Origin of the sequence: Leifsonia virtsii, from assembly GCF_030433675.1 — a bacterium.
GTDB lineage: Bacteria > Actinomycetota > Actinomycetes > Actinomycetales > Microbacteriaceae > Leifsonia > Leifsonia virtsii.
In genome coordinates this window covers 722,887-743,451 of sequence record NZ_JAROCB010000002.1, presented here as the reverse complement: position 1 = coordinate 743,451, position 20,565 = coordinate 722,887, and the positions used below count along the sequence as shown (strand labels likewise).

Annotated in this window: 33 protein-coding genes; 1 reads left to right on the top strand and 32 read right to left on the bottom strand. The window is 66.6% G+C overall.

Annotated elements, in window-relative coordinates; genetic code table 11:
* Positions 1 to 32: 32 nt before the first annotated feature.
* The 28 genes from rpsK to P5G59_RS09430 all read right to left on the bottom strand — a co-directional run bounded on the left by rpsK (position 33) and on the right by P5G59_RS09430 (position 15,466).
* Positions 33 to 431: a 30S ribosomal protein S11 gene (gene rpsK, locus P5G59_RS09565; RefSeq protein ID WP_018191944.1), complete on the bottom strand. Its 399-nt coding sequence runs from the start codon at positions 429 to 431 to the stop codon at positions 33 to 35.
* Positions 432 to 461: 30 nt separating this feature from the next.
* On the bottom strand, positions 462 to 836 hold the full coding sequence (rpsM, locus tag P5G59_RS09560) for a 30S ribosomal protein S13 (RefSeq protein WP_055914002.1): 375 nt from the start codon (positions 834 to 836) through the stop codon (positions 462 to 464).
* Positions 837 to 973: 137 nt separating this feature from the next.
* A complete protein-coding gene (gene rpmJ / locus P5G59_RS09555) occupies positions 974 to 1,087 on the bottom strand; it encodes a 50S ribosomal protein L36 (RefSeq protein WP_018191946.1) in 114 nt (37 codons plus the stop codon).
* A gap of 80 nt (positions 1,088 to 1,167) precedes the next feature.
* On the bottom strand, positions 1,168 to 1,389 hold the full coding sequence (gene infA, locus P5G59_RS09550; RefSeq protein ID WP_011186713.1) for a translation initiation factor IF-1: 222 nt from the start codon (positions 1,387 to 1,389) through the stop codon (positions 1,168 to 1,170).
* A 176-nt stretch (positions 1,390 to 1,565) separates the two neighbouring features.
* Positions 1,566 to 2,396: a type I methionyl aminopeptidase gene (gene map / locus P5G59_RS09545; RefSeq protein ID WP_301218343.1), complete on the bottom strand. Its 831-nt coding sequence runs from the start codon at positions 2,394 to 2,396 to the stop codon at positions 1,566 to 1,568.
* 16 nt (positions 2,397 to 2,412) lie between these two features.
* A complete protein-coding gene (locus P5G59_RS09540; protein ID WP_301218341.1) occupies positions 2,413 to 3,027 on the bottom strand; it encodes an adenylate kinase in 615 nt (204 codons plus the stop codon).
* Complete coding sequence (secY, locus tag P5G59_RS09535) at positions 3,024 to 4,346, bottom strand: preprotein translocase subunit SecY (protein ID WP_064109768.1); 1,323 nt, start codon at positions 4,344 to 4,346, stop codon at positions 3,024 to 3,026. The genes P5G59_RS09540 and secY overlap by 4 nt, the downstream gene beginning before the upstream one ends.
* 76 nt (positions 4,347 to 4,422) lie before the next feature.
* Positions 4,423 to 5,115 carry a 50S ribosomal protein L15 gene (rplO, locus tag P5G59_RS09530; RefSeq protein ID WP_301218338.1) on the bottom strand — a complete coding sequence of 231 codons (693 nt, stop codon included), beginning with the start codon at positions 5,113 to 5,115 and terminating at the stop codon, positions 4,423 to 4,425.
* The gene (rpmD, locus tag P5G59_RS09525) at positions 5,115 to 5,300 is read right to left on the bottom strand and encodes a 50S ribosomal protein L30 (RefSeq protein WP_018191951.1); all 186 of its coding nucleotides are present in this window, start codon (positions 5,298 to 5,300) and stop codon (positions 5,115 to 5,117) included. The genes rplO and rpmD overlap by 1 nt, the downstream gene beginning before the upstream one ends.
* Positions 5,300 to 6,022: a 30S ribosomal protein S5 gene (gene rpsE, locus P5G59_RS09520; RefSeq protein WP_301218336.1), complete on the bottom strand. Its 723-nt coding sequence runs from the start codon at positions 6,020 to 6,022 to the stop codon at positions 5,300 to 5,302. The genes rpmD and rpsE overlap by 1 nt, the downstream gene beginning before the upstream one ends.
* Positions 6,019 to 6,390 carry a 50S ribosomal protein L18 gene (gene rplR, locus P5G59_RS09515; RefSeq protein WP_175337718.1) on the bottom strand — a complete coding sequence of 124 codons (372 nt, stop codon included), beginning with the start codon at positions 6,388 to 6,390 and terminating at the stop codon, positions 6,019 to 6,021. The genes rpsE and rplR overlap by 4 nt, the downstream gene beginning before the upstream one ends.
* A 2-nt stretch (positions 6,391 to 6,392) precedes the next feature.
* Entirely contained in the window at positions 6,393 to 6,929 is a 537-nt protein-coding gene (gene rplF / locus P5G59_RS09510; protein WP_301218334.1) for a 50S ribosomal protein L6, read from the bottom strand.
* A 6-nt stretch (positions 6,930 to 6,935) separates the two neighbouring features.
* Complete coding sequence (rpsH, locus tag P5G59_RS09505) at positions 6,936 to 7,334, bottom strand: 30S ribosomal protein S8 (RefSeq protein ID WP_175337716.1); 399 nt, start codon at positions 7,332 to 7,334, stop codon at positions 6,936 to 6,938.
* 103 nt (positions 7,335 to 7,437) lie between these two features.
* Positions 7,438 to 8,025 (bottom strand): 50S ribosomal protein L5, encoded by a 588-nt coding sequence (rplE, locus tag P5G59_RS09500; protein ID WP_301218332.1) that lies wholly within the window; start codon positions 8,023 to 8,025, stop codon positions 7,438 to 7,440.
* Positions 8,025 to 8,384: a 50S ribosomal protein L24 gene (gene rplX, locus P5G59_RS09495; protein ID WP_115697813.1), complete on the bottom strand. Its 360-nt coding sequence runs from the start codon at positions 8,382 to 8,384 to the stop codon at positions 8,025 to 8,027. The genes rplE and rplX overlap by 1 nt, the downstream gene beginning before the upstream one ends.
* A 3-nt stretch (positions 8,385 to 8,387) precedes the next feature.
* The gene (gene rplN / locus P5G59_RS09490) at positions 8,388 to 8,756 is read right to left on the bottom strand and encodes a 50S ribosomal protein L14 (protein ID WP_018191958.1); all 369 of its coding nucleotides are present in this window, start codon (positions 8,754 to 8,756) and stop codon (positions 8,388 to 8,390) included.
* Complete coding sequence (rpsQ, locus tag P5G59_RS09485; RefSeq protein ID WP_064109777.1) at positions 8,753 to 9,058, bottom strand: 30S ribosomal protein S17; 306 nt, start codon at positions 9,056 to 9,058, stop codon at positions 8,753 to 8,755. The genes rplN and rpsQ overlap by 4 nt, the downstream gene beginning before the upstream one ends.
* Positions 9,058 to 9,384 carry a 50S ribosomal protein L29 gene (rpmC, locus tag P5G59_RS09480; RefSeq protein ID WP_064109778.1) on the bottom strand — a complete coding sequence of 109 codons (327 nt, stop codon included), beginning with the start codon at positions 9,382 to 9,384 and terminating at the stop codon, positions 9,058 to 9,060. Before rpmC ends, rpsQ begins: the two co-directional genes overlap by 1 nt.
* Positions 9,384 to 9,803: a 50S ribosomal protein L16 gene (rplP, locus tag P5G59_RS09475; protein WP_018191961.1), complete on the bottom strand. Its 420-nt coding sequence runs from the start codon at positions 9,801 to 9,803 to the stop codon at positions 9,384 to 9,386. The genes rpmC and rplP overlap by 1 nt, the downstream gene beginning before the upstream one ends.
* A gap of 2 nt (positions 9,804 to 9,805) precedes the next feature.
* Positions 9,806 to 10,573, bottom strand: coding sequence for a 30S ribosomal protein S3 (gene rpsC / locus P5G59_RS09470; protein WP_301218328.1), 768 nt, complete (start codon positions 10,571 to 10,573; stop codon positions 9,806 to 9,808).
* A complete protein-coding gene (rplV, locus tag P5G59_RS09465) occupies positions 10,573 to 10,965 on the bottom strand; it encodes a 50S ribosomal protein L22 (protein WP_175337712.1) in 393 nt (130 codons plus the stop codon). The genes rpsC and rplV overlap by 1 nt, the downstream gene beginning before the upstream one ends.
* A 25-nt stretch (positions 10,966 to 10,990) precedes the next feature.
* A complete protein-coding gene (gene rpsS, locus P5G59_RS09460; protein WP_018191964.1) occupies positions 10,991 to 11,272 on the bottom strand; it encodes a 30S ribosomal protein S19 in 282 nt (93 codons plus the stop codon).
* Positions 11,273 to 11,284: 12 nt separating this feature from the next.
* On the bottom strand, positions 11,285 to 12,124 hold the full coding sequence (rplB, locus tag P5G59_RS09455) for a 50S ribosomal protein L2 (protein WP_175337711.1): 840 nt from the start codon (positions 12,122 to 12,124) through the stop codon (positions 11,285 to 11,287).
* Between the two features lie 24 nt (positions 12,125 to 12,148).
* Positions 12,149 to 12,448 (bottom strand): 50S ribosomal protein L23, encoded by a 300-nt coding sequence (gene rplW / locus P5G59_RS09450; protein WP_175337710.1) that lies wholly within the window; start codon positions 12,446 to 12,448, stop codon positions 12,149 to 12,151.
* Positions 12,448 to 13,098, bottom strand: coding sequence for a 50S ribosomal protein L4 (gene rplD / locus P5G59_RS09445; protein ID WP_301218324.1), 651 nt, complete (start codon positions 13,096 to 13,098; stop codon positions 12,448 to 12,450). Before rplD ends, rplW begins: the two co-directional genes overlap by 1 nt.
* 4 nt (positions 13,099 to 13,102) lie before the next feature.
* Positions 13,103 to 13,762 (bottom strand): 50S ribosomal protein L3, encoded by a 660-nt coding sequence (gene rplC, locus P5G59_RS09440; protein ID WP_175337708.1) that lies wholly within the window; start codon positions 13,760 to 13,762, stop codon positions 13,103 to 13,105.
* A 14-nt stretch (positions 13,763 to 13,776) separates the two neighbouring features.
* On the bottom strand, positions 13,777 to 14,085 hold the full coding sequence (gene rpsJ / locus P5G59_RS09435; protein ID WP_018191969.1) for a 30S ribosomal protein S10: 309 nt from the start codon (positions 14,083 to 14,085) through the stop codon (positions 13,777 to 13,779).
* A gap of 406 nt (positions 14,086 to 14,491) precedes the next feature.
* Positions 14,492 to 15,466: a hypothetical protein gene (locus tag P5G59_RS09430; RefSeq protein ID WP_301218322.1), complete on the bottom strand. Its 975-nt coding sequence runs from the start codon at positions 15,464 to 15,466 to the stop codon at positions 14,492 to 14,494.
* A 251-nt stretch (positions 15,467 to 15,717) separates the two neighbouring features.
* Between P5G59_RS09430 and P5G59_RS09425 the strand changes: the two genes are divergently transcribed.
* Positions 15,718 to 15,888: a hypothetical protein gene (locus P5G59_RS09425; RefSeq protein ID WP_301218320.1), complete on the top strand. Its 171-nt coding sequence runs from the start codon at positions 15,718 to 15,720 to the stop codon at positions 15,886 to 15,888.
* A gap of 295 nt (positions 15,889 to 16,183) precedes the next feature.
* On the opposite strand, the gene tuf is transcribed toward P5G59_RS09425, so the two are convergent.
* The 4 genes from tuf to rpsL all read right to left on the bottom strand — a co-directional run bounded on the left by tuf (position 16,184) and on the right by rpsL (position 20,534).
* The gene (gene tuf / locus P5G59_RS09420) at positions 16,184 to 17,377 is read right to left on the bottom strand and encodes an elongation factor Tu (RefSeq protein WP_301218318.1); all 1,194 of its coding nucleotides are present in this window, start codon (positions 17,375 to 17,377) and stop codon (positions 16,184 to 16,186) included.
* Positions 17,378 to 17,491: 114 nt separating this feature from the next.
* On the bottom strand, positions 17,492 to 19,606 hold the full coding sequence (fusA, locus tag P5G59_RS09415; protein WP_301218316.1) for an elongation factor G: 2,115 nt from the start codon (positions 19,604 to 19,606) through the stop codon (positions 17,492 to 17,494).
* 83 nt (positions 19,607 to 19,689) lie between these two features.
* Positions 19,690 to 20,160 carry a 30S ribosomal protein S7 gene (gene rpsG / locus P5G59_RS09410; protein ID WP_175337703.1) on the bottom strand — a complete coding sequence of 157 codons (471 nt, stop codon included), beginning with the start codon at positions 20,158 to 20,160 and terminating at the stop codon, positions 19,690 to 19,692.
* Positions 20,160 to 20,534, bottom strand: coding sequence for a 30S ribosomal protein S12 (rpsL, locus tag P5G59_RS09405; protein ID WP_011186743.1), 375 nt, complete (start codon positions 20,532 to 20,534; stop codon positions 20,160 to 20,162). Before rpsL ends, rpsG begins: the two co-directional genes overlap by 1 nt.
* Positions 20,535 to 20,565: the final 31 nt, after the last annotated feature.

The window sequence follows — 20,565 nt, the reverse complement described above, 5'->3', positions numbered from 1 at the left end:
GGACCGCCGCCTGCGGCGGACGTGAAGAGAACTTAGACGCGGCGACGCTTCGGCGGGCGGCAGCCGTTGTGCGCCTGCGGGGTGACGTCGTTGATCGAGCCCACCTCGAGGCCGGCGGCCTGGAGCGAACGGATCGCGGTCTCGCGACCCGAGCCCGGGCCCTTGACGAAGACGTCGACCTTCTTCATGCCGTGCTCCTGCGCCTGACGCGCAGCCGACTCGGCCGCGAGCTGCGCCGCGAACGGGGTCGACTTGCGGGAGCCCTTGAACCCGACGCCGCCGGACGAGGCCCAGCTGATGACCGCACCGGTGGTGTCGGTGATCGAGACGATCGTGTTGTTGAACGTGCTCTTGATGTGGGCCTGGCCCACAGCGATGTTCTTCTTTTCCTTCTTGCGCGGCTTACGAGCGGCCGACTTGGGTGCTGCCATTTATCTACTCCTGCAATCCTGGTTGTCGGCCTAGCGAGCCTTCTTCTTACCGGCGACCGTGCGCTTCGGTCCCTTACGGGTGCGCGCGTTCGTCTTGGTGCGCTGGCCGCGGACCGGGAGGCCCTTGCGGTGGCGGATACCCTCGTAGCTGCCGATCTCGACCTTGCGGCGGATGTCGGCGGCGACCTCGCGACGGAGGTCACCCTCCACCTTGAAGTTGCCCTCGATGTAGTCGCGGAGAGCGACGAGCTGGTCGTCGGTAAGGTCCTTGACGCGGATGTCGCCCGAGATCTCGGTCTCGCGCAGAGTCTGGAGGGCGCGGGTGCGACCGACTCCGTAGATGTAGGTGAGTGCGACCTCCACGCGCTTCTCGCGCGGGATGTCGACGCCTGCTAGACGTGCCATGTGTTGGCTTCTCCTATGATGAGTGGAGGTCTGCAGCGGTCCCGGTGCCCCGGCCTCCTCCGAGGGTGTCCCCCGCGCAGGCCTGGCCGGCGCGGGATCTGGGATCGCCTGTTCTCTATTCGGTTATGACGCTGCGTTCAGCCCTGGCGCTGCTTGTGGCGCGGGTTCTCGCAGATGACCATGACGCGGCCGTTGCGACGGATGACCTTGCACTTGTCGCAGATCCTCTTGACCGAGGGGTTGACCTTCATTGTGATTCTTACCTTCGTTCGCTGTCCTCGTACCTCGCCAGGGGCTACCCGGTGGCGTGGCCGTTACTTACAGCAGACCTTTACTTGTAGCGGTAGACGATCCGGCCGCGGGTCAGATCGTAGGGGCTCAGCTCGACGATCACGCGGTCCTCCGGGAGGATGCGGATGTAGTGCTGACGCATCTTGCCTGAGATGTGGGCAAGAACCTTGTGACCGTTGGTCAGCTCGACGCGGAACATCGCGTTGGGGAGAGCCTCGATCACGGATCCTTCGATCTCGATGACACCGTCTTTTTTGGCCATAGCCTCACTGTCGCTAAAAGTCGTGGTTTGCTGGTCGTGCGTTGATCGGCGGAAGGCACGTGGAAAACGTGCCTAAGACACCAAGGATCTATCTTATGCGAAAGGGCGCGTTTGCGCCAATCCGCGTGTATCATCTGCGCCCGCTCTGAGCGAACGGTCTCCCGCGACGAGGCCGGTCACGCGATCGGCACAGGCGTCACGCCGAACGCGGCGAGGCCGGCGGCCCCTCCGTCGGCGGCGGTGAGCACCCAGATCCCGCCCTCGTGCACGGCGACGCTGTGCTCCCAGTGCGCCGCGGCCGAGCCGTCCTCCGTGGCGACGGTCCAGCCGTCGTCCTTCACGTAGGTCTCCTGGTCGCCGAGCACCACCATCGGCTCGATGGCCACGACCAGACCCGGACGCACCTCCGGGCCCTTCGCGCGCACGCGGTAGTTGAACACCGGCGGCTCCTCGTGCATCCTCCGGCCGATGCCGTGACCGATGTAGTCGGTGAGGATGCCGTAGTCGCCCTGGGCGAGGATGTGGTCCTCGATCGCCTCCCCCACCTCGTTGAGGTGGCGGGCCGACGCCAGCGTCGCGATCCCGCGCCACAGCGACTGCTCGGTCACGTCGGAGAGGCGACGGCGCTCCTCGACCCGCTCGGGGTTCGCCGGGTCCGGCAGCACGAACGTGCGCGCAGCATCCCCGTTCCAGCCGCCGAGGATGGCGCCGCTGTCGACCGAGAGGATGTCGCCCGGCTGCAGGATGCGCGAGCCGGGGATCCCGTGCACGACCTCGTCGTTCACTGAGGCGCAGATGGTGTGGTGGTAGCCGGGCTCCAGCTGGAAGTTCGACGCGCCGCCCGCGGCGACGATCGCCTGCTCGGCGAGGGAGTCGAGTTCCAGCGTCGAGATGCCCGGCGCGACGGCAGCGGCCACGGCGTCGAGGGAGGCGGCGGTCGCCAGCCCCGGCGCGACCATGTCGCGCAGCTGGGCAGGCGTCTTGTAGATCGAGCGGCGGAGGATCATCGAGAGGCGCTGGCCGTCAGGCCACGGTCTCGCCGGCGGAGGCGCCGGCGACCGGGTGGATGCCGCGCTCGGCCAGGGCCGCCGCGATGCGCTCGGCGACCTCGTCGATGCCGCCGAGCCCGTCGACCGGGACGAGCAGCCCGCGCTCGCGGTACACGTCGACGAGCGGCGACGTCTCGCGGAGGTAGACCTCCTGGCGGTGACGGATCGCGTCCTCGGAGTCGTCCGCGCGGCCCTGCTCCTGGGCGCGCTTGGTGAGGCGCTGGACGATCTCCTCCTGGTCGGCGGTCAGCTGGATCACCGCGTCGAGCTTCTGGCCCTTGCCCGCCAGCAGCTCGTCGAGGTAGTCGACCTGCGCCAGGGTGCGCGGGTAGCCGTCGAGGAGGAACCCGCCCGCAGCGTCCTCCTCGCCCAGGCGGTCCGCCACGAGCTGGTTGGTGAGGCTGTCGGGGACGTAGTCGCCCGCGTCCACGATCGCCTTGACCTGCTTGCCGAGCTCGGTCTCGTTCTTGATGTTGGCCCGGAAGATGTCGCCCGTGGAGATGTCGGGGATCCCGTAGGTGGTGGTGATGCGGGAGGCCTGGGTGCCCTTTCCCGCTCCGGGGGGACCGACGATCAGCATTCGGGTCAACGCAGAAGCCCTTCGTAGTGCCGCTGCTGGAGCTGGGAGTCGATCTGCTTGACCGTCTCCAGTCCGACACCGACGATGATCAGGATGGACGTGCCGCCGAACATGAAGTTCTGGCTTGCGCCGATCAACGCGAAGGCGACCAACGGGATCAGCGCGATGATGCCGAGATAGAACGAGCCGGGCAGCGTCACGCGGGTGAGCACGTAGTCGAGGTACTCGGCCGTCGGGCGGCCCGCGCGGATACCGGGGATGAAGCCGCCGTACTTCTTCATGTTGTCCGCGACCTCCTCCGGGTTGAAGGTGATCGCGACGTAGAAGTACGTGAACCCGACGATCAGGAGGAAGTAGAGCAGCATGTACAGCGGGTGGTCGCCCTTGGTCAGGTAGTTCGTGATCCAGGTGACCCACGGCGCCGGGGCCTTGCCCGCGGCCGGCTGGTTGAACTGCGCGATCAGGGCGGGCAGGTACAGCAGCGACGAGGCGAAGATGACGGGCACGACGCCGGCCATGTTCACCTTGATCGGGATGTACGTGTTGTTGCCGCCGTACGTGCGTCGCCCGACCATGCGCTTCGCATACTGCACCGGGATGCGCCGCTGCGACTGCTCGACGAAGACGACGCCCATCACGATGAGCAGGCCGATGGCGATCACGACCAGCAGGATCTCGATGCCCTGCGACTGGCCGACCGCCCACAGCGACGACGGGAACTGCGCCGCGATGGAGGTGAAGATGAGGAGCGACATGCCGTTGCCGATGCCGCGCTCGGTGACGAGCTCGCCCATCCACATGATGAGGCCGGTGCCGGCGGTCATGGTGATGACCATGAGCATGATCGCGTACCAGGAGTCGTCCGTGATCAGCTGCGTGCACTGCGAGACGGCGGTGGTGCCGAACAGCGCGCCGCTGCGGGCGACGGTGATGAGGGTCGTCGACTGGAGCACGCCCAGCGCGATGGTGAGGTAACGCGTGTACTGCGTCAGCTTGGCCTGGCCGGCCTGACCCTCCTTGTAGAGGGTCTCGAAGCGCGGGATGACCACGCGCAGCAGCTGCACGATGATCGACGCGGTGATGTACGGCATGATGCCGAGCGCGAAGATCGAGAGTTTGAGCAGGGCGCCGCCGGAGAACAGGTTCACCAGCGAGTAGAGGCCCGAGGTGTCCTGGTTGGCGTTCAGACAGGTCTGGACGTTGCCGAAGTCGACGAACGGCGCAGGGATGAAGGAACCCAGCCGGAAGAGGGCGATGATCGCCAGGGTGAAGAGGATCTTCTTGCGAAGATCCGGGGTGCGGAAGATCCGCGCGACGGCGCTAAACAATCCTGCGTCCTGCTTTCCTAAGAGTCAGTCGGGTGGCCGGTCTCCCGGCCACCCGACTCGACTGCTGTACGGATGGCTACTTGACGGAACCACCAGCGGCGACGATCTTCTGCTCGGCAGAGCCGGAGACCTTGTCGACCGCAACGTTCAGCTTAACCGCAATGTCCCCGTTGCCGAGAACCTTGACCTTTTCGTTCTTGCGAACGGCACCCTTGGCGACCAGGTCGGCGACGGTGACGTCACCGCCGGCCGGGTACAGCTCGGCGAGCTTCTCCAGGTTCACGACCTGGTACTCGACGCGGAACGGGTTCTTGAAGCCGCGCAGCTTCGGCGCACGCATGTGCAGCGGAAGCTGGCCGCCCTGGAAGCCGGGACGCACCTGGTAGCGCGCCTTGGTTCCCTTGGTACCGCGGCCGGCCGTCTTACCCTTGGAGCCCTCACCGCGTCCGACGCGGGTCCGGTCCTTCTTGGCGCCGGCGGCCGGACGGAGGTGGTGCACCTTCAGGACCTGCTCGCGGGGCTCCGCGACGTCCTTCTTGGCGGCCGGCTTCTTGGCCGGCTTCTCCGCTACGGTGTCGTCCGCCTTGTCGGCGGCGGCCTTGTCAGCAGCAGCCTTGGCCGGAGCCTTCTTCGCGGGCGCCTTCTTCTCGGCGGCCGGCTTCTCGGCAGCGGCCGCAGCCGGCGCCTTCTTGGCCGGAGCCTTCTTCGCCGGAGCCTTCTTCTCGACCGCCGAGTCGGCGGCCTCAGTGGTGGCCTTCTCGTCAGCCATTAGTCGATCTCCTCAACCTTCACCAGGTGAGCGACGGTGTTGACGTACCCGCGGTTCTGCGGGTTGTCCTCGCGGACGACGACGTCACCGATGCGCTTCAGTCCCAGACTGCGCAGCGTGTCGCGCTGGTACTGCTTCTCGCTCACTTTCGACTTGATCTGCGTGATCTTCAGACGCGCAGCCATCAGGCACCTGCCTTCGCGGTCGCGGCGGCCTCGGCCGCCTCAGCCTCGGCACGCAGCAGGCGAGCCGGGGCCACCTGGTCGTAGTCGAGACCACGGCGGGCAGCGACGGCACGGGGCTCCTCGAGCTGCTGCAGCGCCTCGACGGTCGCGTGCACGATGTTGATCGTGTTGGACGAGCCGAGCGACTTGCTCAGGACGTCGTGGATGCCGGCGCACTCGAGCACGGCGCGCACCGGGCCACCGGCGATAACACCGGTACCGGCGGCGGCCGGACGCAGGAGGACGACGCCGGCGGCGGCCTCACCCTGCACCGGGTGCGGGATGGTGTTGCCGACGCGCGGGACGCGGAAGAAGTTCTTCTTCGCCTCCTCGACGCCCTTCGAGATCGCCAGCGGCACCTCACGGGCCTTGCCGTAGCCGACGCCCACCAGACCGTTGCCGTCGCCGACGACCACGAGAGCGGTGAAGCTGAAGCGACGACCACCCTTCACGACCTTGGAGACGCGGTTGATGGTGACGACGCGCTCCAGGAACTGGCTCTTGTCGGCGTCACGGCCACCGCGGTCGCCGCGGCCCTGGTTGCGGTCGCGACCGCCACGGCGGGGCTCGCGCTCACCGCGGCCCGTCGTGTTGTTGTCGGTGGACGCAGCGGTCTCGACCGGCTGCGCGCTGTCCGTTACCTGATCGGTCACGGTCTGCTCCTTGTTGTTCTCGTCGCTCACAGGTTCAGTCCGCCCTCACGAGCGCCCTCGGCGACAGCGGCGACGCGGCCGGCATACTTGCTGCCTCCACGGTCGAACACGACGGCCTCGACACCGGCGCTCTTCGCGCGCTCGGCCACGAGTTCGCCGACCTTGCGGGCCTTGGCGGTCTTGTCACCGTCGAAGCCGCGGAGGTCCGCCTCCATGGTGGACGCGGAGGCCAGCGTGTGGCCCTTCGCGTCGTCGACGACCTGCACGAAGACGTGGCGGGCCGAACGGGTGACGACCAGGCGCGGACGGACCGCGGTGCCCTCGATCTTCTTGCGAAGGCGGGTGTGACGGCGGTCGCGGGCGGCCGCCTTGCTCTTTCCTCTGGTACCCAGAGCCATGATTACTTACCAGCCTTTCCGGCCTTGCGACGAACGACCTCGCCGGCGTAGCGCACACCCTTGCCCTTGTACGGCTCGGGCTTGCGGATCTTGCGGATGTTCGCGGCGACCTCACCGACGGCCTGCTTGTCGATTCCGGCCACGGTCAGGCGGTTGTTGCCCTCGACCGTGAAGGTGATCCCGGCCGGCGGCTCGACGGTCACCGGGTGCGAGAAGCCGAGCGCGAACTCGACGGCCGCGCCCTTCTGGACCACGCGGTAACCGGTGCCGACGATCTCCAGGCCCTTGGAGTAGCCCTGGGTGACGCCGATGATCTGGTTGTTGATGAGGGTGCGGGTCAGGCCGTGCAGCGAACGCGACTCGCGCTCGTCGTCCGGACGGGTCACCAGGACCTGGTTCTCCTCCAGCTTGACCTCGATCGGGCTGGCGACGGTGAGGCTGAGCTCACCCTTCGGGCCCTTGACGGTGACGGCCTGGCCGTCGATCTTCACATCGACCCCTGCCGGGACGTCGATGGGCAGTCTTCCAATACGCGACATGGCGGATTACCACACGTAGGCGAGGACTTCCCCACCCACGCCCTTCTTCTCAGCCTGACGGTCCGTGAGCAGACCGGAGGAGGTGGACAGGATGGCGACGCCGAGCCCGCCGAGCACCTTGGGGAGCTCCGTGGACTTCGCGTAGACGCGAAGGCCGGGCTTCGACACGCGCTTGATACCGGCGATGGAACGCTCGCGGTTCGGACCGAACTTGAGCTGCAGCGTCAGGGTCTTGCCGACGCGGGCGTCGGTGACCTCCCAGCCGGAGATGTAGCCCTCGGTGGTGAGGATCTCGGCGATGTGCGCCTTGAGCTTCGAGTGCGGCATCGACACGGTGTCGTGGTGAGCCGAGTTCGCGTTGCGCAGTCTGGTCAGCATGTCTGCGACCGGATCTGTCATGGTCATTTCGGTTTTTCCTTACGGATCACCAGGTTTCGTTCAGCCGTTACACGACTGACGACCTGTGGTGGAAGCGGGCCGGCCGGGTCGGCCGGCCCGCGGGTGGGCCTTAGTTGGCCGCGTCGGAGGAACGGAACGGGAAGCCGAGCTGCTTGAGCAGCGCGCGGCCCTCGTCGTCGTTCTTCGCGGTGGTCACCACAGTGATGTCCATGCCGCGGACGCGGTCGATGCGGTCCTGGTTGATCTCGTGGAACATCGACTGCTCCGTGAGACCGAACGTGTAGTTGCCGTTGCCGTCGAACTGCTTGTCCGAGAGACCGCGGAAGTCGCGGATACGGGGCAGAGCGAGCGTGAGCAGACGGTCGAGGAACTCCCACATCCGGTCGCCGCGCAGCGTGACGTGCGCACCGATCGGCTGGCCCTCGCGCAGCTTGAACTGCGCGATGGACTTGCGGGCCTTCGTGACCTGCGGCTTCTGGCCGGTGATCAGGGTGAGGTCGTTGACCGCACCGTCGATCACCTTGCCGTCACGAGCCGCCTCGCCGACACCCATGTTGACGACGATCTTCACGAGACCGGGCACCTGGTGCACGTTCGTGAAACCGAAGTCGCCCTGGAGCTGCTTGGAGATCTCGTTCTTGTACTTCTGCTTGAGGCGGGGCTGGATTTTGCCAGTCTCCACTGCAGTGTCGGTCATTACAGGTCCTTACCAGACTTCTTGGCGTAACGAACGCGGACCGTCTTGGTGACGCCGTCCTTCGTGACGCTCTCTTCGCGGAAGCCGACGCGGGTCGGCTTCTTGGTCTCGGGGTCGACCAGGGCCACGTTGGAGACGTGGATCGGGGCCTCGTGGGTCTCGATGCCGCCGGTCTTCGTGCCGCGCTGCGTCTGTCCGACGCGAACGTGCTTGGTCACGAAGTTGACGCCCTCGACGATCACGCGGTTCTGCTCGACGAGAACCTCGATGACCTTGCCCTGCTTGCCACGGTCACCACCGCGGGCCTGCGAGCGGCCCGAGATGACCTGGACCAGGTCGCCCTTCTTGATGTTCGCCATGGGTTACAGCACCTCCGGTGCGAGCGAGATGATCTTCATGAACTTCTTGTCGCGGAGCTCGCGGCCGACCGGTCCGAAGATGCGGGTGCCGCGGGGGTCACCGTCGTTCTTCAGGATGACCGCGGCGTTCTCGTCGAACTTGATGTAGGAGCCGTCCGGGCGGCGGGTGTTCTTGCGAACACGCACGACGACCGCCTTGACGACGTCGCCCTTCTTGACGTTCCCACCCGGGATCGCGTCCTTGACCGTGGCGACGATGACGTCGCCCAGGCCCGCGTAGCGACGGCTGGAGCCGCCGAGCACGCGGATCGCGAGGAGCTCCTTGGCGCCGGTGTTGTCGGCGACCTTGAGTCGGGATTCCTGCTGGATCACTTCGCCTTCTCCAGAATCTCCACGAGCCTCCAGCGCTTGCTGGCGCTCAGCGGGCGGGTCTCGTTGATGAGAACGAGGTCGCCGATGCCGGCGGTGTTGTTCTCGTCGTGCGCCTTCACCTTGGAGGTGCGGCGGATGACCTTGCCGTACAGGGGGTGCTTCACGCGGTCCTCGACCTCGACGACGATGGTCTTGTCCATCTTGTCGCTGACGACGTAGCCGCGGCGGGCCTTGCGGTACCCGCGGACGATGGCCTCGTCGGCCGTCGACTCCGCGGCCGCGGCCTTGGTGGTCTCAGCCATTACTTGGCCTCCTCATTCGTGGTGTCCTCGGCCTCGGCGGCGGGGGCCGCCTTCTTGGCGCGGGACTTCTTCTCAGCCTTGGGCGCGGCCTCGGCCGGAGCCGGGGTCGCCCGGATCCCGAGCTCGCGCTCACGGATCACGGTGTAGATACGAGCGATGTCGCGCTTCACGGCGCGCAGGCGGCCGTGGCTCTCGAGCTGACCGGTGGCCGACTGGAAGCGCAGGTTGAACAGCTCCTCCTTGGCCTTCTTCAGCTCGTCGACGAGACGCTCGTCTTCAAAGGTGTCGAGCTCGCTCGAGGCAAGCTCCTTGGAACCGATCGCCATTACGCGTCGCCCTCCTCGCGCTTGATGATGCGTGCCTTGAGGGGCAGCTTGTGGATTGCACGGGTCATGGCCTCACGAGCGAGCTGCTCGGAGACACCCGAGACCTCGAAGAGGACGCGACCCGGCTTGACGTTCGCGACCCACCACTCCGGCGAACCCTTACCGGAACCCATGCGGGTCTCGGCCGGCTTCTTCGTGAGCGGACGGTCGGGGTAGATGTTGATCCACACCTTGCCGCCACGCTTGATGTGACGCGTCATGGCGATACGAGCGGACTCGATCTGACGGTTGGTCACGTAAGCGGGCGTCAGGGCCTGGATGCCGAACTCGCCGAAGGAGACCTTCGTGCCACCGGTCGCCTGGCCGCTACGGCCGGGGTGGTGCTGCTTGCGGTGCTTGACTCTGCGTGGGATCAACATGGTTATGCCTCAACTCCTGCTGCGGCCGGCGCGGCCTGGGTCTCGGGGGCGTTGCCCCGGCCACCGCGGCGCGGACGGTCGTTGCGCTCGCGCGACGGCTTCTGGTTGGCCTGCTCGCGAGCGAGTTCCTTGTTCGTGATGTCGCCCTTGTAGATCCACACCTTGACACCGATGCGACCGAAGGTGGTCTTGGCCTCGTAGAAGCCGTAGTCGATGTTGGCGCGGAGCGTGTGCAGCGGCACACGACCCTCGCGGTAGAACTCGGAGCGGCTCATCTCGGCGCCGCCGAGACGGCCGGACACCTGGATGCGGACACCCTTGGCGCCGGCGCGCTGCGCGCCCTGCAGGCCCTTGCGCATCGCGCGGCGGAAGGCCACACGGGCGGCGAGCTGCTCGGCGATGCCCTGGGCGACGAGCTGGGCGTCGGCCTCGGGGTTCTTGACCTCGAGGATGTTCAGCTGGATCTGCTTGCCCGAGAGCTTCTCGAGGTCGGCGCGGATGCGCTCGGCCTCGGCGCCACGACGACCGATCACGATGCCCGGACGGGCGGTGTGGATGTCGACGCGGACGCGGTCGCGGGTGCGCTCGATCTCGATGCGGGACACGCCCGCGCGGTCGAGCGAGGTCTTCAGCAGGGTACGGATCTTGACGTCCTCGGCGAGGTAGTCGCTGTACTTCTGCCCCGGCTTCGTGCTGTCCGAGAACCAGCGCGACACGTGGTCGGTGGTGATCCCGAGACGGAAGCCGTACGGGTTGACTTTCTGGCCCATTACTTGCTCGCCTTCTTCGTAGCCTTGGCGTCCTCGACCTCATCCGGCGTCGCGAGGACGATCGTGATGTGGCTGGTGCGCTTGTTGATGCGGAAGGCCCGACCCTGTGCTCGCGGCTGGAACCGCTTGAGGGTGGTGCCCTCGTCCACGAAGGCGCGGCTCACGTAGAGGTCCTGCTCGTCCAGGTAGGTGTTGCTCTGGTCGGCCTTGACCCGCGCGTTGGCGATGGCCGAGGCGACGAGCTTGTACACCGGCTCGCTCGCGCTCTGCGGCGCGAACTTCAGGATGGCCAGGGCCTCCTGGGCCTGCTTGCCGCGGATCAGGTCGACGACGCGGCGGGCCTTCATGGGGGTGACGCGGATGTGTCGCACGCGTGCGATCGACTCCACCATTTCTCTCCTCCTACTCGTCACCGCGTTAGCGGCGACGACCCTTCTTGTCGTCCTTCACGTGTCCACGGAAGGTGCGGGTCGGCGCGAACTCGCCGAGCTTGTGGCCGACCATGGTCTCGGTGACGAACACCGGGATGTGCTTGCGACCGTCGTGCACCGCGATGGTGTGACCCAGCATGGCCGGGACGATCATCGAGCGGCGCGACCAGGTCTTGATCACGTTCTTGCTGTTGGCCTCGTTCGCGGCGACCACCTTGCGAAACAGGTGCTCGTCGACGAAGGGGCCCTTCTTGAGACTGCGTGGCATCTTCTCGAACTCCTACTTGCGCTTCTTGCCGGCGTTACGGCGGCGGACGATGAGCTTGTCGCTTTCCTTGTTGGGGTGGCGCGTACGGCCTTCCTTCTGACCCCACGGGCTGACCGGGTGGCGACCACCGGAGGTCTTGCCCTCACCACCACCGTGCGGGTGGTCGATCGGGTTCATCGCGACACCGCGGACGGTCGGGCGGACGCCCTTCCAGCGCATGCGGCCGGCCTTGCCCCAGTTGATGTTCGACTGCTCGGCGTTGCCGACCTCGCCGATGGTGGCGCGGCAGCGGGCGTCCACGTTGCGGACCTCGCCCGAGGGGAGGCGCAGCTGGGCGTACGGGCCGTCCTTCGCGACGAGACGCACCGAGGCACCGGCGGAGCGGGCCATCTTGGCACCGCCGCCCGGCTTCAGCTCGATCGCGTGCACGACGGTACCGGTCGGGATGTTGCGCAGCGGCAGGTTGTTGCCCGGCTTGATGTCCGAGCCCGCGCCCGACTCGACGATGTCGCCCTGCTTCAGGCCGGCCGGCGCCAGGATGTAGCGCTTGGTACCGTCCACGAAGTGCAGCAGCGCGATGCGCGCGGTGCGGTTGGGGTCGTACTCGATGTGGGCGACCTTGGCGTTGACGCCGTCCTTGTCGTTGCGACGGAAGTCGATCACGCGATACTGGCGCTTGTGGCCACCACCGATGTGACGGGTCGTGATGCGGCCCTGGTTGTTGCGGCCACCGGTCTTCGACAGCGGGCGGAGAAGGGACTTCTCCGGCGTCGAGCGGGTGATCTCGGCGAAGTCGGCGACCGAGGAGCCGCGACGACCGGGGGTCGTGGGCTTGTAGTTACGAATAGCCATGTCTGTCTTCCTCTAGTCCTTCGCTCAGCCGACGGCCGTGAAGATGTCGATGGAACCGGACTTCAGCGTGACGATGGCACGCTTCGTGTCCTTGCGCTTGCCGATGCCGAACTTGGTGCGGCGGGTCTTGCCCTGGCGGTTCAGGGTGTTGATCGACGCGACCTCGACCTTGAAGATCGACTCGATGGCGAGCTTGATCTCGGTCTTGTTCGAGCGCGGGTCGACGATGAACGTGTACTTGCCCTCGTCGATCAGGCCGTAGCTCTTCTCAGAGACGACCGGGGCGATGATGATGTCGCGCGGGTCCTTGTTGACGGCGGCCATTACGCGTTCACCTCTTCCTTGTTGGACTTGGCAGCGATGAAGCCCTCGAGGGCGGCCTGCGAGAAGACGATGTCGTCGCTCACCAGGACGTCGTAGGCGTTCAGCTGGTCGTAGGTCAGAACGTGCACGGTCGGGATGTTGCGGACGCTCTTGAAGGCCAGCTCGTCGTCGCGCTCGAGCACGATCAGGACGTGCTTCGAGGTCGCGATGCCGCTGAGCAGCTCGACGACGGCCTTGGTCGAGGGCGCGTCACCGGCGGTGAAGGCCTGGACGGCGTGGACGCGGGCGCCGCGGGCGCGGTCCGAGAGGGCGCCGAGCAGAGCAGCGGCGATCATCTTCTTCGGGGTGCGCTGCGCGTAGCTGCGCGGCGTCGGGCCGTGGACGATGCCACCACCGGTCATCTGAGGAGCGCGGATCGAGCCCTGACGAGCGCGGCCGGTGCCCTTCTGCTTGAACGGCTTGCGGCCGGCGCCGGAGACCTCGCCGCGACCCTTGGTCTTGTGCGTGCCCTGGCGGGCGGCGGCGAGCTGCGCCGTCACGACCTGGTGGATCAGCGGGATGTTGGTCTGAACGTCGAACAGGGCCTCGGGAAGCTCGATGGAGCCGGCCTTCTTGCCCTTGAGGTCGACGACGTCAATCGAGGTAGCCATCTGATTAGGCCCCCTTCACTGCGTTGCGGACGAAAACGATGCGGCCACGGGCGCCGGGGACGGCTCCCTTGACCAGCAGCAGGCCCTTCTCGGCGTCGACGGCCTGGACCTTGAGGTTCAGGACGGTGACGCGCTCGCCACCCATGCGACCGGCCATGCGCATGCCCTTGAAGACACGGCTCGGGGTCGAGGAGGCGCCGATGGAGCCCGGCTTGCGGTGGTTGCGGTGCGCACCGTGCGAAGCGGAGACGCCCTGGAAGTTGTGACGCTTCATCACACCGGCGAAGCCCTTGCCCTTCGAGGTGCCGACGACGTCGACCAGCTGGCCGGCCTCGAAGGTGCCGTCGACGGTGAGCTCCTGACCGGCCGAGTACTCGGCGGCGTCCGCGGTGCGGACCTCGGTGAGGTGACGGCGCGGCGTGACGCCCGCCTTGTCGAAGTGACCGGCGGACGGCTTGTTGACCTTGCGCGGGTCGATCTGGCCGTAGGCGATCTGGACGGCGTTGTAGCCGTCGGCCTCGGGGGTGCGGACCTGGGTCACGACGTTCGGCGTGATCTCGATGACGGTCACGGGGATGAGCTTGTTGTTCTCGTCCCAGACCTGGGTCATGCCGAGCTTCTTGCCGAGGAGGCCCTTGGAAGTCTTGGTGTCTTTGTTGGACATAGCGGCACTCCCCCTTAGAGCTTGATCTCGATGTTGACGTCCGCCGGCAGGTCGAGACGCATGAGCGAGTCGACGGCCTTCGGGGTCGGGTCGATGATGTCGATCAGCCGCTTGTGCGTGCGCATCTCGAAGTGCTCGCGGCTGTCCTTGTACTTGTGGGGCGAACGGATCACGACGACCACGTTCTTCTCGGTGGGAAGGGGCACCGGGCCGACGACGGTCGCGCCTGCACGGGTCACCGTGTCGACGATCTTGCGCGCCGAGGTGTCGATGACCTCGTGGTCATACGACTTAAGCCGAATGCGGATCTTCTGTCCCGCCATGTCTGACTCTCTCTCTTGTTATGGCGTCGTACGAGACGGCTCTCTCGAGCTGTTCTTCGCATTGGACGCGGTGCGACGTACGCGTGGGGAACGCCACTATTCTTCTGTCAACTCTCACGACCGGCTCTTGGCACAGAGATAGCCCCTGGCCTCGGCGTTTGTCGATGTGAGCGTGTCCTGCTGCCTGCGGCCTAACCTCGTCCCGCGGATCGTGAGACCCGTGCGGTGGGCTATGCACTGCCTGGCAGTGATCCGGTCGGTACGCGCACCTGCACACACGTTCCGGAATGTTGAACTAGACAAGTTTGCCAGATCGGAGCCGATGCTGCAACCCGGGCGTGTCGCGCCCGTGCGCCGCGACTGCGCCCCTGCGGAACGAATGCGCCCGCTCGCGCACCCGCCGTCGTTACGGGAGGGCGCAGTCGATCCAGCGATGGGTCGGATCGGCCGGCACGCCCGCGGCGGTGAGGGCCGCGACGAGGGGCGCTTCCCGGTGCGCGTCGGACCACGTCCAGCGTACGACGCGCCAGCCCAAGGCACGCAGCCGGTCCTCGCGCACCTTCTCGTCGACCACGACCTGCTCGGCGGAGCGTCCCCCGCGCATCGCTGTGTCGAGATACTTGACCGCACCGTCCGCCTCGCCGATCACGCGCTGGTCCGGCCACGCGAAGTCGGCGAACCCGATGCTGCCCCTCCCATCCGAGAAGGCACGCTGCAGCTCGGGCTTGGGCATCCCCGACCTGTACATGACCACGCGGCTGAGGGATTCGAGGGGCGACTCGGCACGGCCGTCGGCCAGCGCCACGACCTCGAGCGCACGCCGGTGACCCCGCTGCGGCTGAGCCCGCAGCCAGGCTCCGAGAAGCGCCTCGCGGTCGGCCTCATCACGCGGGCCGGGCTCGCGGAGCACGGCGTCGGTGATCGCGACCGCATCAGGAAGCCGACCCGACGCCGCGATGTCCATCACGGTCCTCTCCCGGCTCGTGCAGCGCAGGCCGGCGACCTCCACGATGTCCTCGGCTGGAACCCGGATCGAGTGCGCCCGGATGCGCCCGGCGGAGCGGCCACCGGCGCTCTGCCCGACGGCGATGTGGATCTCCTCGCCCTTCTCCCCCGCGAAGGGCAAGCCGTGGAGTGCGACCGCCGACCAGTGCGAGAACACGGGCGGGACGGTTCGGGCCCGGGCGTAGGCGCGTAGCCTCAGCACGTCCCGCTCGCCAGGCGGGAGTGCATCCCACGTGTCCCGGTCCACGTAGGCGCCGCGCCCGATCCGCACCTCCGTCCCTCGCCTGGCGGCGCGTGCGTGCTGCTGCCGCGTCTCGGCATGATCGATCAGCTCGCGGGCAAGCACCATGCGGACAGGGGTGGAGGGAGAACTCATCTCCTGTGTCTACCCCGCCATGCCCATCCCGCCCGGCCGTCTCCTGCTCTCGGTGGACAACCCGCCGCCGCCCGCCCCTGTGGACACTTCGCAACTGCGGCGGTTGGAAACGTCTGCGGGTGCTCGCGCACCCGCACTCGTTACGGGAGGGCGCAGTCGCGGCGGGCGGGGCGAAATTGGGGAGTACCAGGATCGGGGTGCAGTGGTGCACGATTGCGTCCAAGGTCGTCCGACGGGAGGGAGCCGGAGGAATGCGCGAGGATGACGACGGCGTGTGCTCCCCTGACGCCAAGCCGGCGGCCGGGCACGGCGGCCCCGTCGACTCCTACACGCTCGTGGTTCGGCTGAGCTCCGGGGTCGAGCTGGAGTACGACCTCGACCCCGGCTGGTTCGTCCAGCACATGCGCAGGCCCACGCCGTGAACGAGGGAGCGGGGCCGGCATCGCCGACCCCGCTCTTCAGTGGCGCCTCGCGCCGCCACTAGCTGAATGTCACGACCGCTACGCGGCCCCGGAACTTCCGTTACGAGAACTCGTCAGCGGTGTGGGCTGGTTTGCGAGGCCGTGCGTATCCATAGGCGCTCCTCTCGTCGTCGGAACCGTCCGGTTGAAACGGTGCGTCAATTCTGCGACGGCGGAGCCGAGAGGTAAACCCCTGGGGAACGAAAAAGGGCCGGACCCGAAGGTCCGACCCTTTCCCGAGTGAAGTCGAAGAGACTTACTTGTTGATCTTGGTCACCGTGCCGGCGCCGACGGTGCGGCCACCCTCACGGATCGCGAAGCCGAGGCCCTCCTCCATGGCGATCGGCTGGATCAGCTCGACCGACATGTCGGTGGTGTCGCCGGGCATGACCATCTCGGTGCCCTCGGGCAGCGAGATGACGCCGGTGACGTCGGTGGTGCGGAAGTAGAACTGCGGACGGTAGTTCGTGTAGAAGGGGTTGTGACGGCCACCCTCGTCCTTCGAGAGGATGTAGGCAGTGCCCTCGAAGTTGGTGTGCGGGGTAACCGAACCCGGCTTCGCCACGACCTGACCGCGCTCCACGTCCTCGCGCTTGGTGCCGCGGAGGAGCAGACCACAGTTCTCGCCGGCCCAGGCCTCGTCGAGCTGCTTGTGGAACATCTCGATACCGGTGACCGTGGTCTTCTGCGTCGGGCGGATGCCGACGATCTCGACCTCGGAGTTGATGGCGAGGGTGCCGCGCTCGGCGCGACCGGTGACGACGGTGCCACGACCGGTGATCGTGAAGACGTCCTCGATCGGCATCAGGAACGGCTTGTCCTTGTCGCGCACCGGGTCCGGGATGGACTCGTCGACGGCGTCCATGAGGTCCAGAACCGACTGGACCCACTTCTCGTCGCCCTCGAGAGCCTTCAGGCCCGAGACGCGGACGACCGGCGCGTTGTCGCCGTCGAAGTCCTGGCTGGAGAGCAGCTCACGGACCTCGAGCTCGACGAGCTCCAGGATCTCCTCGTCGTCGACCATGTCGGACTTGTTCAGCGCGACGAGCAGGTACGGAACGCCGACCTGCTTGGCGAGCAGAACGTGCTCACGGGTCTGAGCCATCGGGCCGTCGGTGGCGGCGACCACGAGGATCGCGCCGTCCATCTGAGCCGCACCGGTGATCATGTTCTTGATGTAGTCGGCGTGACCCGGGGCGTCGACGTGCGCGTAGTGGCGCTTCGGCGTCTCGTACTCGACGTGCGAGATGTTGATCGTGATACCACGCTGACGCTCTTCCGGAGCCGAGTCGATCGACGCGAAGTCGCGCTGCACGTTGGTCGCCGACGGGTACTTGTCAGCAAGCACCTTGGAGATCGCCGCGGTGAGCGTCGTCTTGCCGTGGTCGACGTGACCGATGGTTCCGATGTTCACGTGCGGCTTAGTCCGCTCGAACTTGGCCTTAGCCACTGTGGTCCTCCTCAGGACTCTCGTGCAGGTCCTCCGGTCGACGGATTTCGACCGGTGGATCTGCGGGATTGGTTTCTTATGTTACGGGATGTTGCCTGGGAGCAGCGACCGAGGTCACTCGCCCTTGCTCTTCTGGACGATCTCGTCGGCCACAGCCTTCGGGACCTCCGCGTAGCTGTCGAACTGCATCGAGTACACCGCACGGCCCGAGGTCTTGGACCGCAGGTCGCCGATGTAGCCGAACATCTCGGACAGCGGGACGTTGGCACGCACCACCTTGACACCGCTGGCGTCCTCCATGGACTGGATCTGCCCGCGACGGGAGTTCAGGTCGCCGATGACGTCGCCCATGTACTCCTCCGGCGTACGCACCTCGACCGCCATGAGCGGCTCGAGGAGCACCGGGTTCGCCTTCCGAGCGGCCTCCTTGTAGGCCATCGAGCCGGCGATCTTGAACGCCATCTCCGAGGAGTCGACGTCGTGCGCTGCACCATCGAGGAGCGTCGCCTTGACGCCCACCGTCGGGAAGCCGGCGAGCACGCCGACCTGCATCGCGTCCTGGATGCCCGCGTCCACCGAGGGGATGTACTCGCGCGGCACGCGACCGCCGGTGACGGCGTTCACGAACTCGTACGACGTCTCCGGGGTGACATCCATGGGCTCCAGGCTGATCTGCACCTTCGCGAACTGACCGGAACCACCGGTCTGCTTCTTGTGGGTGTAGTCGTACTTCTCCACCGTGCGGCGGATGGTCTCGCGGTAGGCCACCTGCGGCTTGCCCACGTTGGCCTCGACGTTGAACTCGCGCTTCATGCGGTCCACGAGGATGTCGAGGTGGAGCTCGCCCATGCCCTTGATGACCGTCTGACCGGTCTCCTGGTTCTGCTCGGTGCGGAACGTCGGGTCCTCTTCGGCGAGCTTCTGGATCGCGGTGCCCAGCTTCTCCTGGTCGGCCTTGGTCTTCGGCTCGATGGCGACCTCGATGACCGGCTCCGGGAACGTCATGGACTCCAGGACGACCTGGTTGTCCGGGTCGCTCAGGGTGTCACCGGTGGTGGTGTCCTTGAGGCCGATCACCGCGTAGATGTTGCCGGCGGTGACGAAGTCGACCGGGTTCTCCTTGTTGGCGTGCATCTGGAAGATCTTGCCGATGCGCTCCTTCTTGCCCTTGGTCGAGTTGACGACCTGGGCGCCGGAGTCGATGCGGCCCGAGTAGACGCGCACGTAGGTGAGACGACCGAAGAACGGGTGCACGGCGACCTTGAAGGCCAGCGCCGAGAACGGCTCGGTCGCGTCGGCGTGACGCATGATGACCTCCTCCTCGTCACGCGGGTTGTGCGCCTCGATGGCGGGCACGTCCAGCGGCGACGGGAGGTAGTCGATCACGGCGTCGAGCATCGGCTGCACGCCACGGTTCTTAAACGCGGAACCGCAGAGAACGGGGTAGATCTCGTTGTTCACGGTGAGCTTGCGGATGGCCGCCTTGATCTCCGGAACGGTGATCTCCTCGCCGCCGAAGAACTTCTCGAGCAGCACGTCGTCGGTCTCGGCGACGGTCTCGATCAGCTTCGCGCGGTACTCCTCCGCCTTGTCCTTGAGGTCGGCGGGGATCTCCTGGACCTCGTACTTGGCGCCCATGGTCACATCGCCCTTGGCGTCGCCCGGCCAGACCAGCGCGCGCATCTCGATGAGGTCGACGACGCCGATGAAGTCGGACTCGGACCCGATCGGGAGCTGCATCACCAGCGGCTTGGCGCCGAGGCGGGAGACGATGGTGTCGACCGTGAAGTAGAAGTCGGCGCCCAGCTTGTCCATCTTGTTGACGAAGCAGATGCGCGGGACGTTGTACTTGTCGGCCTGGCGCCACACGGTCTCCGACTGGGGCTCGACGCCCTCCTTCGCGTCGAACACCGCGACCGCGCCGTCGAGGACGCGGAGCGAGCGCTCCACCTCGACGGTGAAGTCGACGTGTCCGGGCGTGTCGATGATGTTGATCTGGTTCTTGTTCCAGAAACAGGTGACCGCCGCGGACGTGATGGTGATGCCGCGCTCCTTCTCCTGCTCCATCCAGTCGGTGGTCGAGGCGCCGTCGTGCGTCTCGCCGATCTTGTGGTTGACGCCCGTGTAGAACAGGATGCGCTCGGTCGTGGTGGTCTTGCCGGCATCGATGTGGGCCATGATGCCGATGTTGCGGACCTTCTTCAGGTCGGTGAGCACGTCCTGTGCCACAGGGTTCCTCCGAAAAGTAGAGAGTGGAAGTGTGCCGCCCGGGCGCGGCACTGTTACGTATAACGCCCGGGCGGCGAGATTTGTTACCAGCGGTAGTGCGCGAAGGCCTTGTTCGACTCGGCCATCTTGTGCGTGTCCTCGCGGCGCTTGACCGCGGCGCCGAGACCGTTGGACGCGTCCAGGATCTCGTTCTGGAGACGCTCGGTCATCGTCTTCTCACGACGGCCCTTGGCGTAGCTGGTGAGCCAGCGCAGCGCCAGCGTGTTGGCGCGGTGCGGCTTGACCTCGACCGGCACCTGGTAGGTCGAGCCACCGACGCGGCGGCTGCGGACCTCGAGGGTCGGGCGGATGTTGTCGAGCGCCTTCTTCAGCGTGACGACCGCGTCCTGGCCGGACTTGGTGGCGACGCCCTCGAGCGCGTCGTAGACGATGCGCTCGGCGAGGCCCTTCTTGCCGTCGAGGAGGATCTTGTTGACGAGCTGGCTGACGACCGGGGCGCCGTACACGGGGTCGGCGACGACGGGGCGCTTGGGAGCGGGACCCTTGCGAGGCATTACTTCTTCTCCATCTTCGCGCCGTAACGGCTGCGAGCCTGCTTGCGGTTCTTGACGGCCTGGGTGTCGAGCGCGCCACGGACGATCTTGTAGCGGACGCCGGGCAGGTCCTTCACGCGGCCGCCGCGGACGAGCACCATCGAGTGCTCCTGCAGGTTGTGGCCCTCACCGGGGATGTAAGCGGTGACCTCGGTCCCGTTCGAGAGCTTCACACGGGCGACCTTGCGGAGCGCCGAGTTCGGCTTCTTGGGGGTGGTGGTGTAGACACGGGTGCACACGCCGCGCTGCTGGGGGTTGGCCTTCAGGGCGGGGGCCTTGGTCTTGGTGACCTTCGGCGTCCGTCCCTTGCGGACCAACTGCTGAATGGTTGGCACTGAACTTCTCCTTATATGGACTGCACGGTGA

What these genes read in the sequence shown, in the direction of transcription:
- rpsK (WP_018191944.1), bottom strand. Translation starts at nt 431, where the DNA reads ATGGCAGCACCCAAGTCGGCCGCTCGTAAGCCGCGCAAGAAGGAAAAG.
- rpsM (WP_055914002.1), bottom strand. Translation starts at nt 836, where the DNA reads ATGGCACGTCTAGCAGGCGTCGACATCCCGCGCGAGAAGCGCGTGGAG.
- rpmJ (WP_018191946.1), bottom strand. Translation starts at nt 1,087, where the DNA reads ATGAAGGTCAACCCCTCGGTCAAGAGGATCTGCGACAAGTGCAAGGTC.
- infA (WP_011186713.1), bottom strand. Translation starts at nt 1,389, where the DNA reads ATGGCCAAAAAAGACGGTGTCATCGAGATCGAAGGATCCGTGATCGAG.
- map (WP_301218343.1), bottom strand. Translation starts at nt 2,396, where the DNA reads ATGATCCTCCGCCGCTCGATCTACAAGACGCCTGCCCAGCTGCGCGAC.
- rplO (WP_301218338.1), bottom strand. Translation starts at nt 5,115, where the DNA reads ATGGCTGACGAGAAGGCCACCACTGAGGCCGCCGACTCGGCGGTCGAG.
- rpmD (WP_018191951.1), bottom strand. Translation starts at nt 5,300, where the DNA reads ATGGCTGCGCGTCTGAAGATCACGCAGATCAAGTCGAAAGTGAGCGAG.
- rplR (WP_175337718.1), bottom strand. Translation starts at nt 6,390, where the DNA reads ATGGCTCTGGGTACCAGAGGAAAGAGCAAGGCGGCCGCCCGCGACCGC.
- rplF (WP_301218334.1), bottom strand. Translation starts at nt 6,929, where the DNA reads ATGTCGCGTATTGGAAGACTGCCCATCGACGTCCCGGCAGGGGTCGAT.
- rpsH (WP_175337716.1), bottom strand. Translation starts at nt 7,334, where the DNA reads ATGACCATGACAGATCCGGTCGCAGACATGCTGACCAGACTGCGCAAC.
- rplE (WP_301218332.1), bottom strand. Translation starts at nt 8,025, where the DNA reads ATGACCGACACTGCAGTGGAGACTGGCAAAATCCAGCCCCGCCTCAAG.
- rplX (WP_115697813.1), bottom strand. Translation starts at nt 8,384, where the DNA reads ATGGCGAACATCAAGAAGGGCGACCTGGTCCAGGTCATCTCGGGCCGC.
- rpsQ (WP_064109777.1), bottom strand. Translation starts at nt 9,058, where the DNA reads ATGGCTGAGACCACCAAGGCCGCGGCCGCGGAGTCGACGGCCGACGAG.
- rpmC (WP_064109778.1), bottom strand. Translation starts at nt 9,384, where the DNA reads ATGGCGATCGGTTCCAAGGAGCTTGCCTCGAGCGAGCTCGACACCTTT.
- rplP (WP_018191961.1), bottom strand. Translation starts at nt 9,803, where the DNA reads ATGTTGATCCCACGCAGAGTCAAGCACCGCAAGCAGCACCACCCCGGC.
- rpsC (WP_301218328.1), bottom strand. Translation starts at nt 10,573, where the DNA reads ATGGGCCAGAAAGTCAACCCGTACGGCTTCCGTCTCGGGATCACCACC.
- rplV (WP_175337712.1), bottom strand. Translation starts at nt 10,965, where the DNA reads ATGGTGGAGTCGATCGCACGCGTGCGACACATCCGCGTCACCCCCATG.
- rpsS (WP_018191964.1), bottom strand. Translation starts at nt 11,272, where the DNA reads ATGCCACGCAGTCTCAAGAAGGGCCCCTTCGTCGACGAGCACCTGTTT.
- rplB (WP_175337711.1), bottom strand. Translation starts at nt 12,124, where the DNA reads ATGGCTATTCGTAACTACAAGCCCACGACCCCCGGTCGTCGCGGCTCC.
- rplW (WP_175337710.1), bottom strand. Translation starts at nt 12,448, where the DNA reads ATGGCCGCCGTCAACAAGGACCCGCGCGACATCATCATCGCCCCGGTC.
- rplD (WP_301218324.1), bottom strand. Translation starts at nt 13,098, where the DNA reads ATGGCTACCTCGATTGACGTCGTCGACCTCAAGGGCAAGAAGGCCGGC.
- rplC (WP_175337708.1), bottom strand. Translation starts at nt 13,762, where the DNA reads ATGTCCAACAAAGACACCAAGACTTCCAAGGGCCTCCTCGGCAAGAAG.
- rpsJ (WP_018191969.1), bottom strand. Translation starts at nt 14,085, where the DNA reads ATGGCGGGACAGAAGATCCGCATTCGGCTTAAGTCGTATGACCACGAG.
- P5G59_RS09430 (WP_301218322.1), bottom strand. Translation starts at nt 15,466, where the DNA reads ATGAGTTCTCCCTCCACCCCTGTCCGCATGGTGCTTGCCCGCGAGCTG.
- P5G59_RS09425 (WP_301218320.1), top strand. Translation starts at nt 15,718, where the DNA reads ATGCGCGAGGATGACGACGGCGTGTGCTCCCCTGACGCCAAGCCGGCG.
- rpsG (WP_175337703.1), bottom strand. Translation starts at nt 20,160, where the DNA reads ATGCCTCGCAAGGGTCCCGCTCCCAAGCGCCCCGTCGTCGCCGACCCC.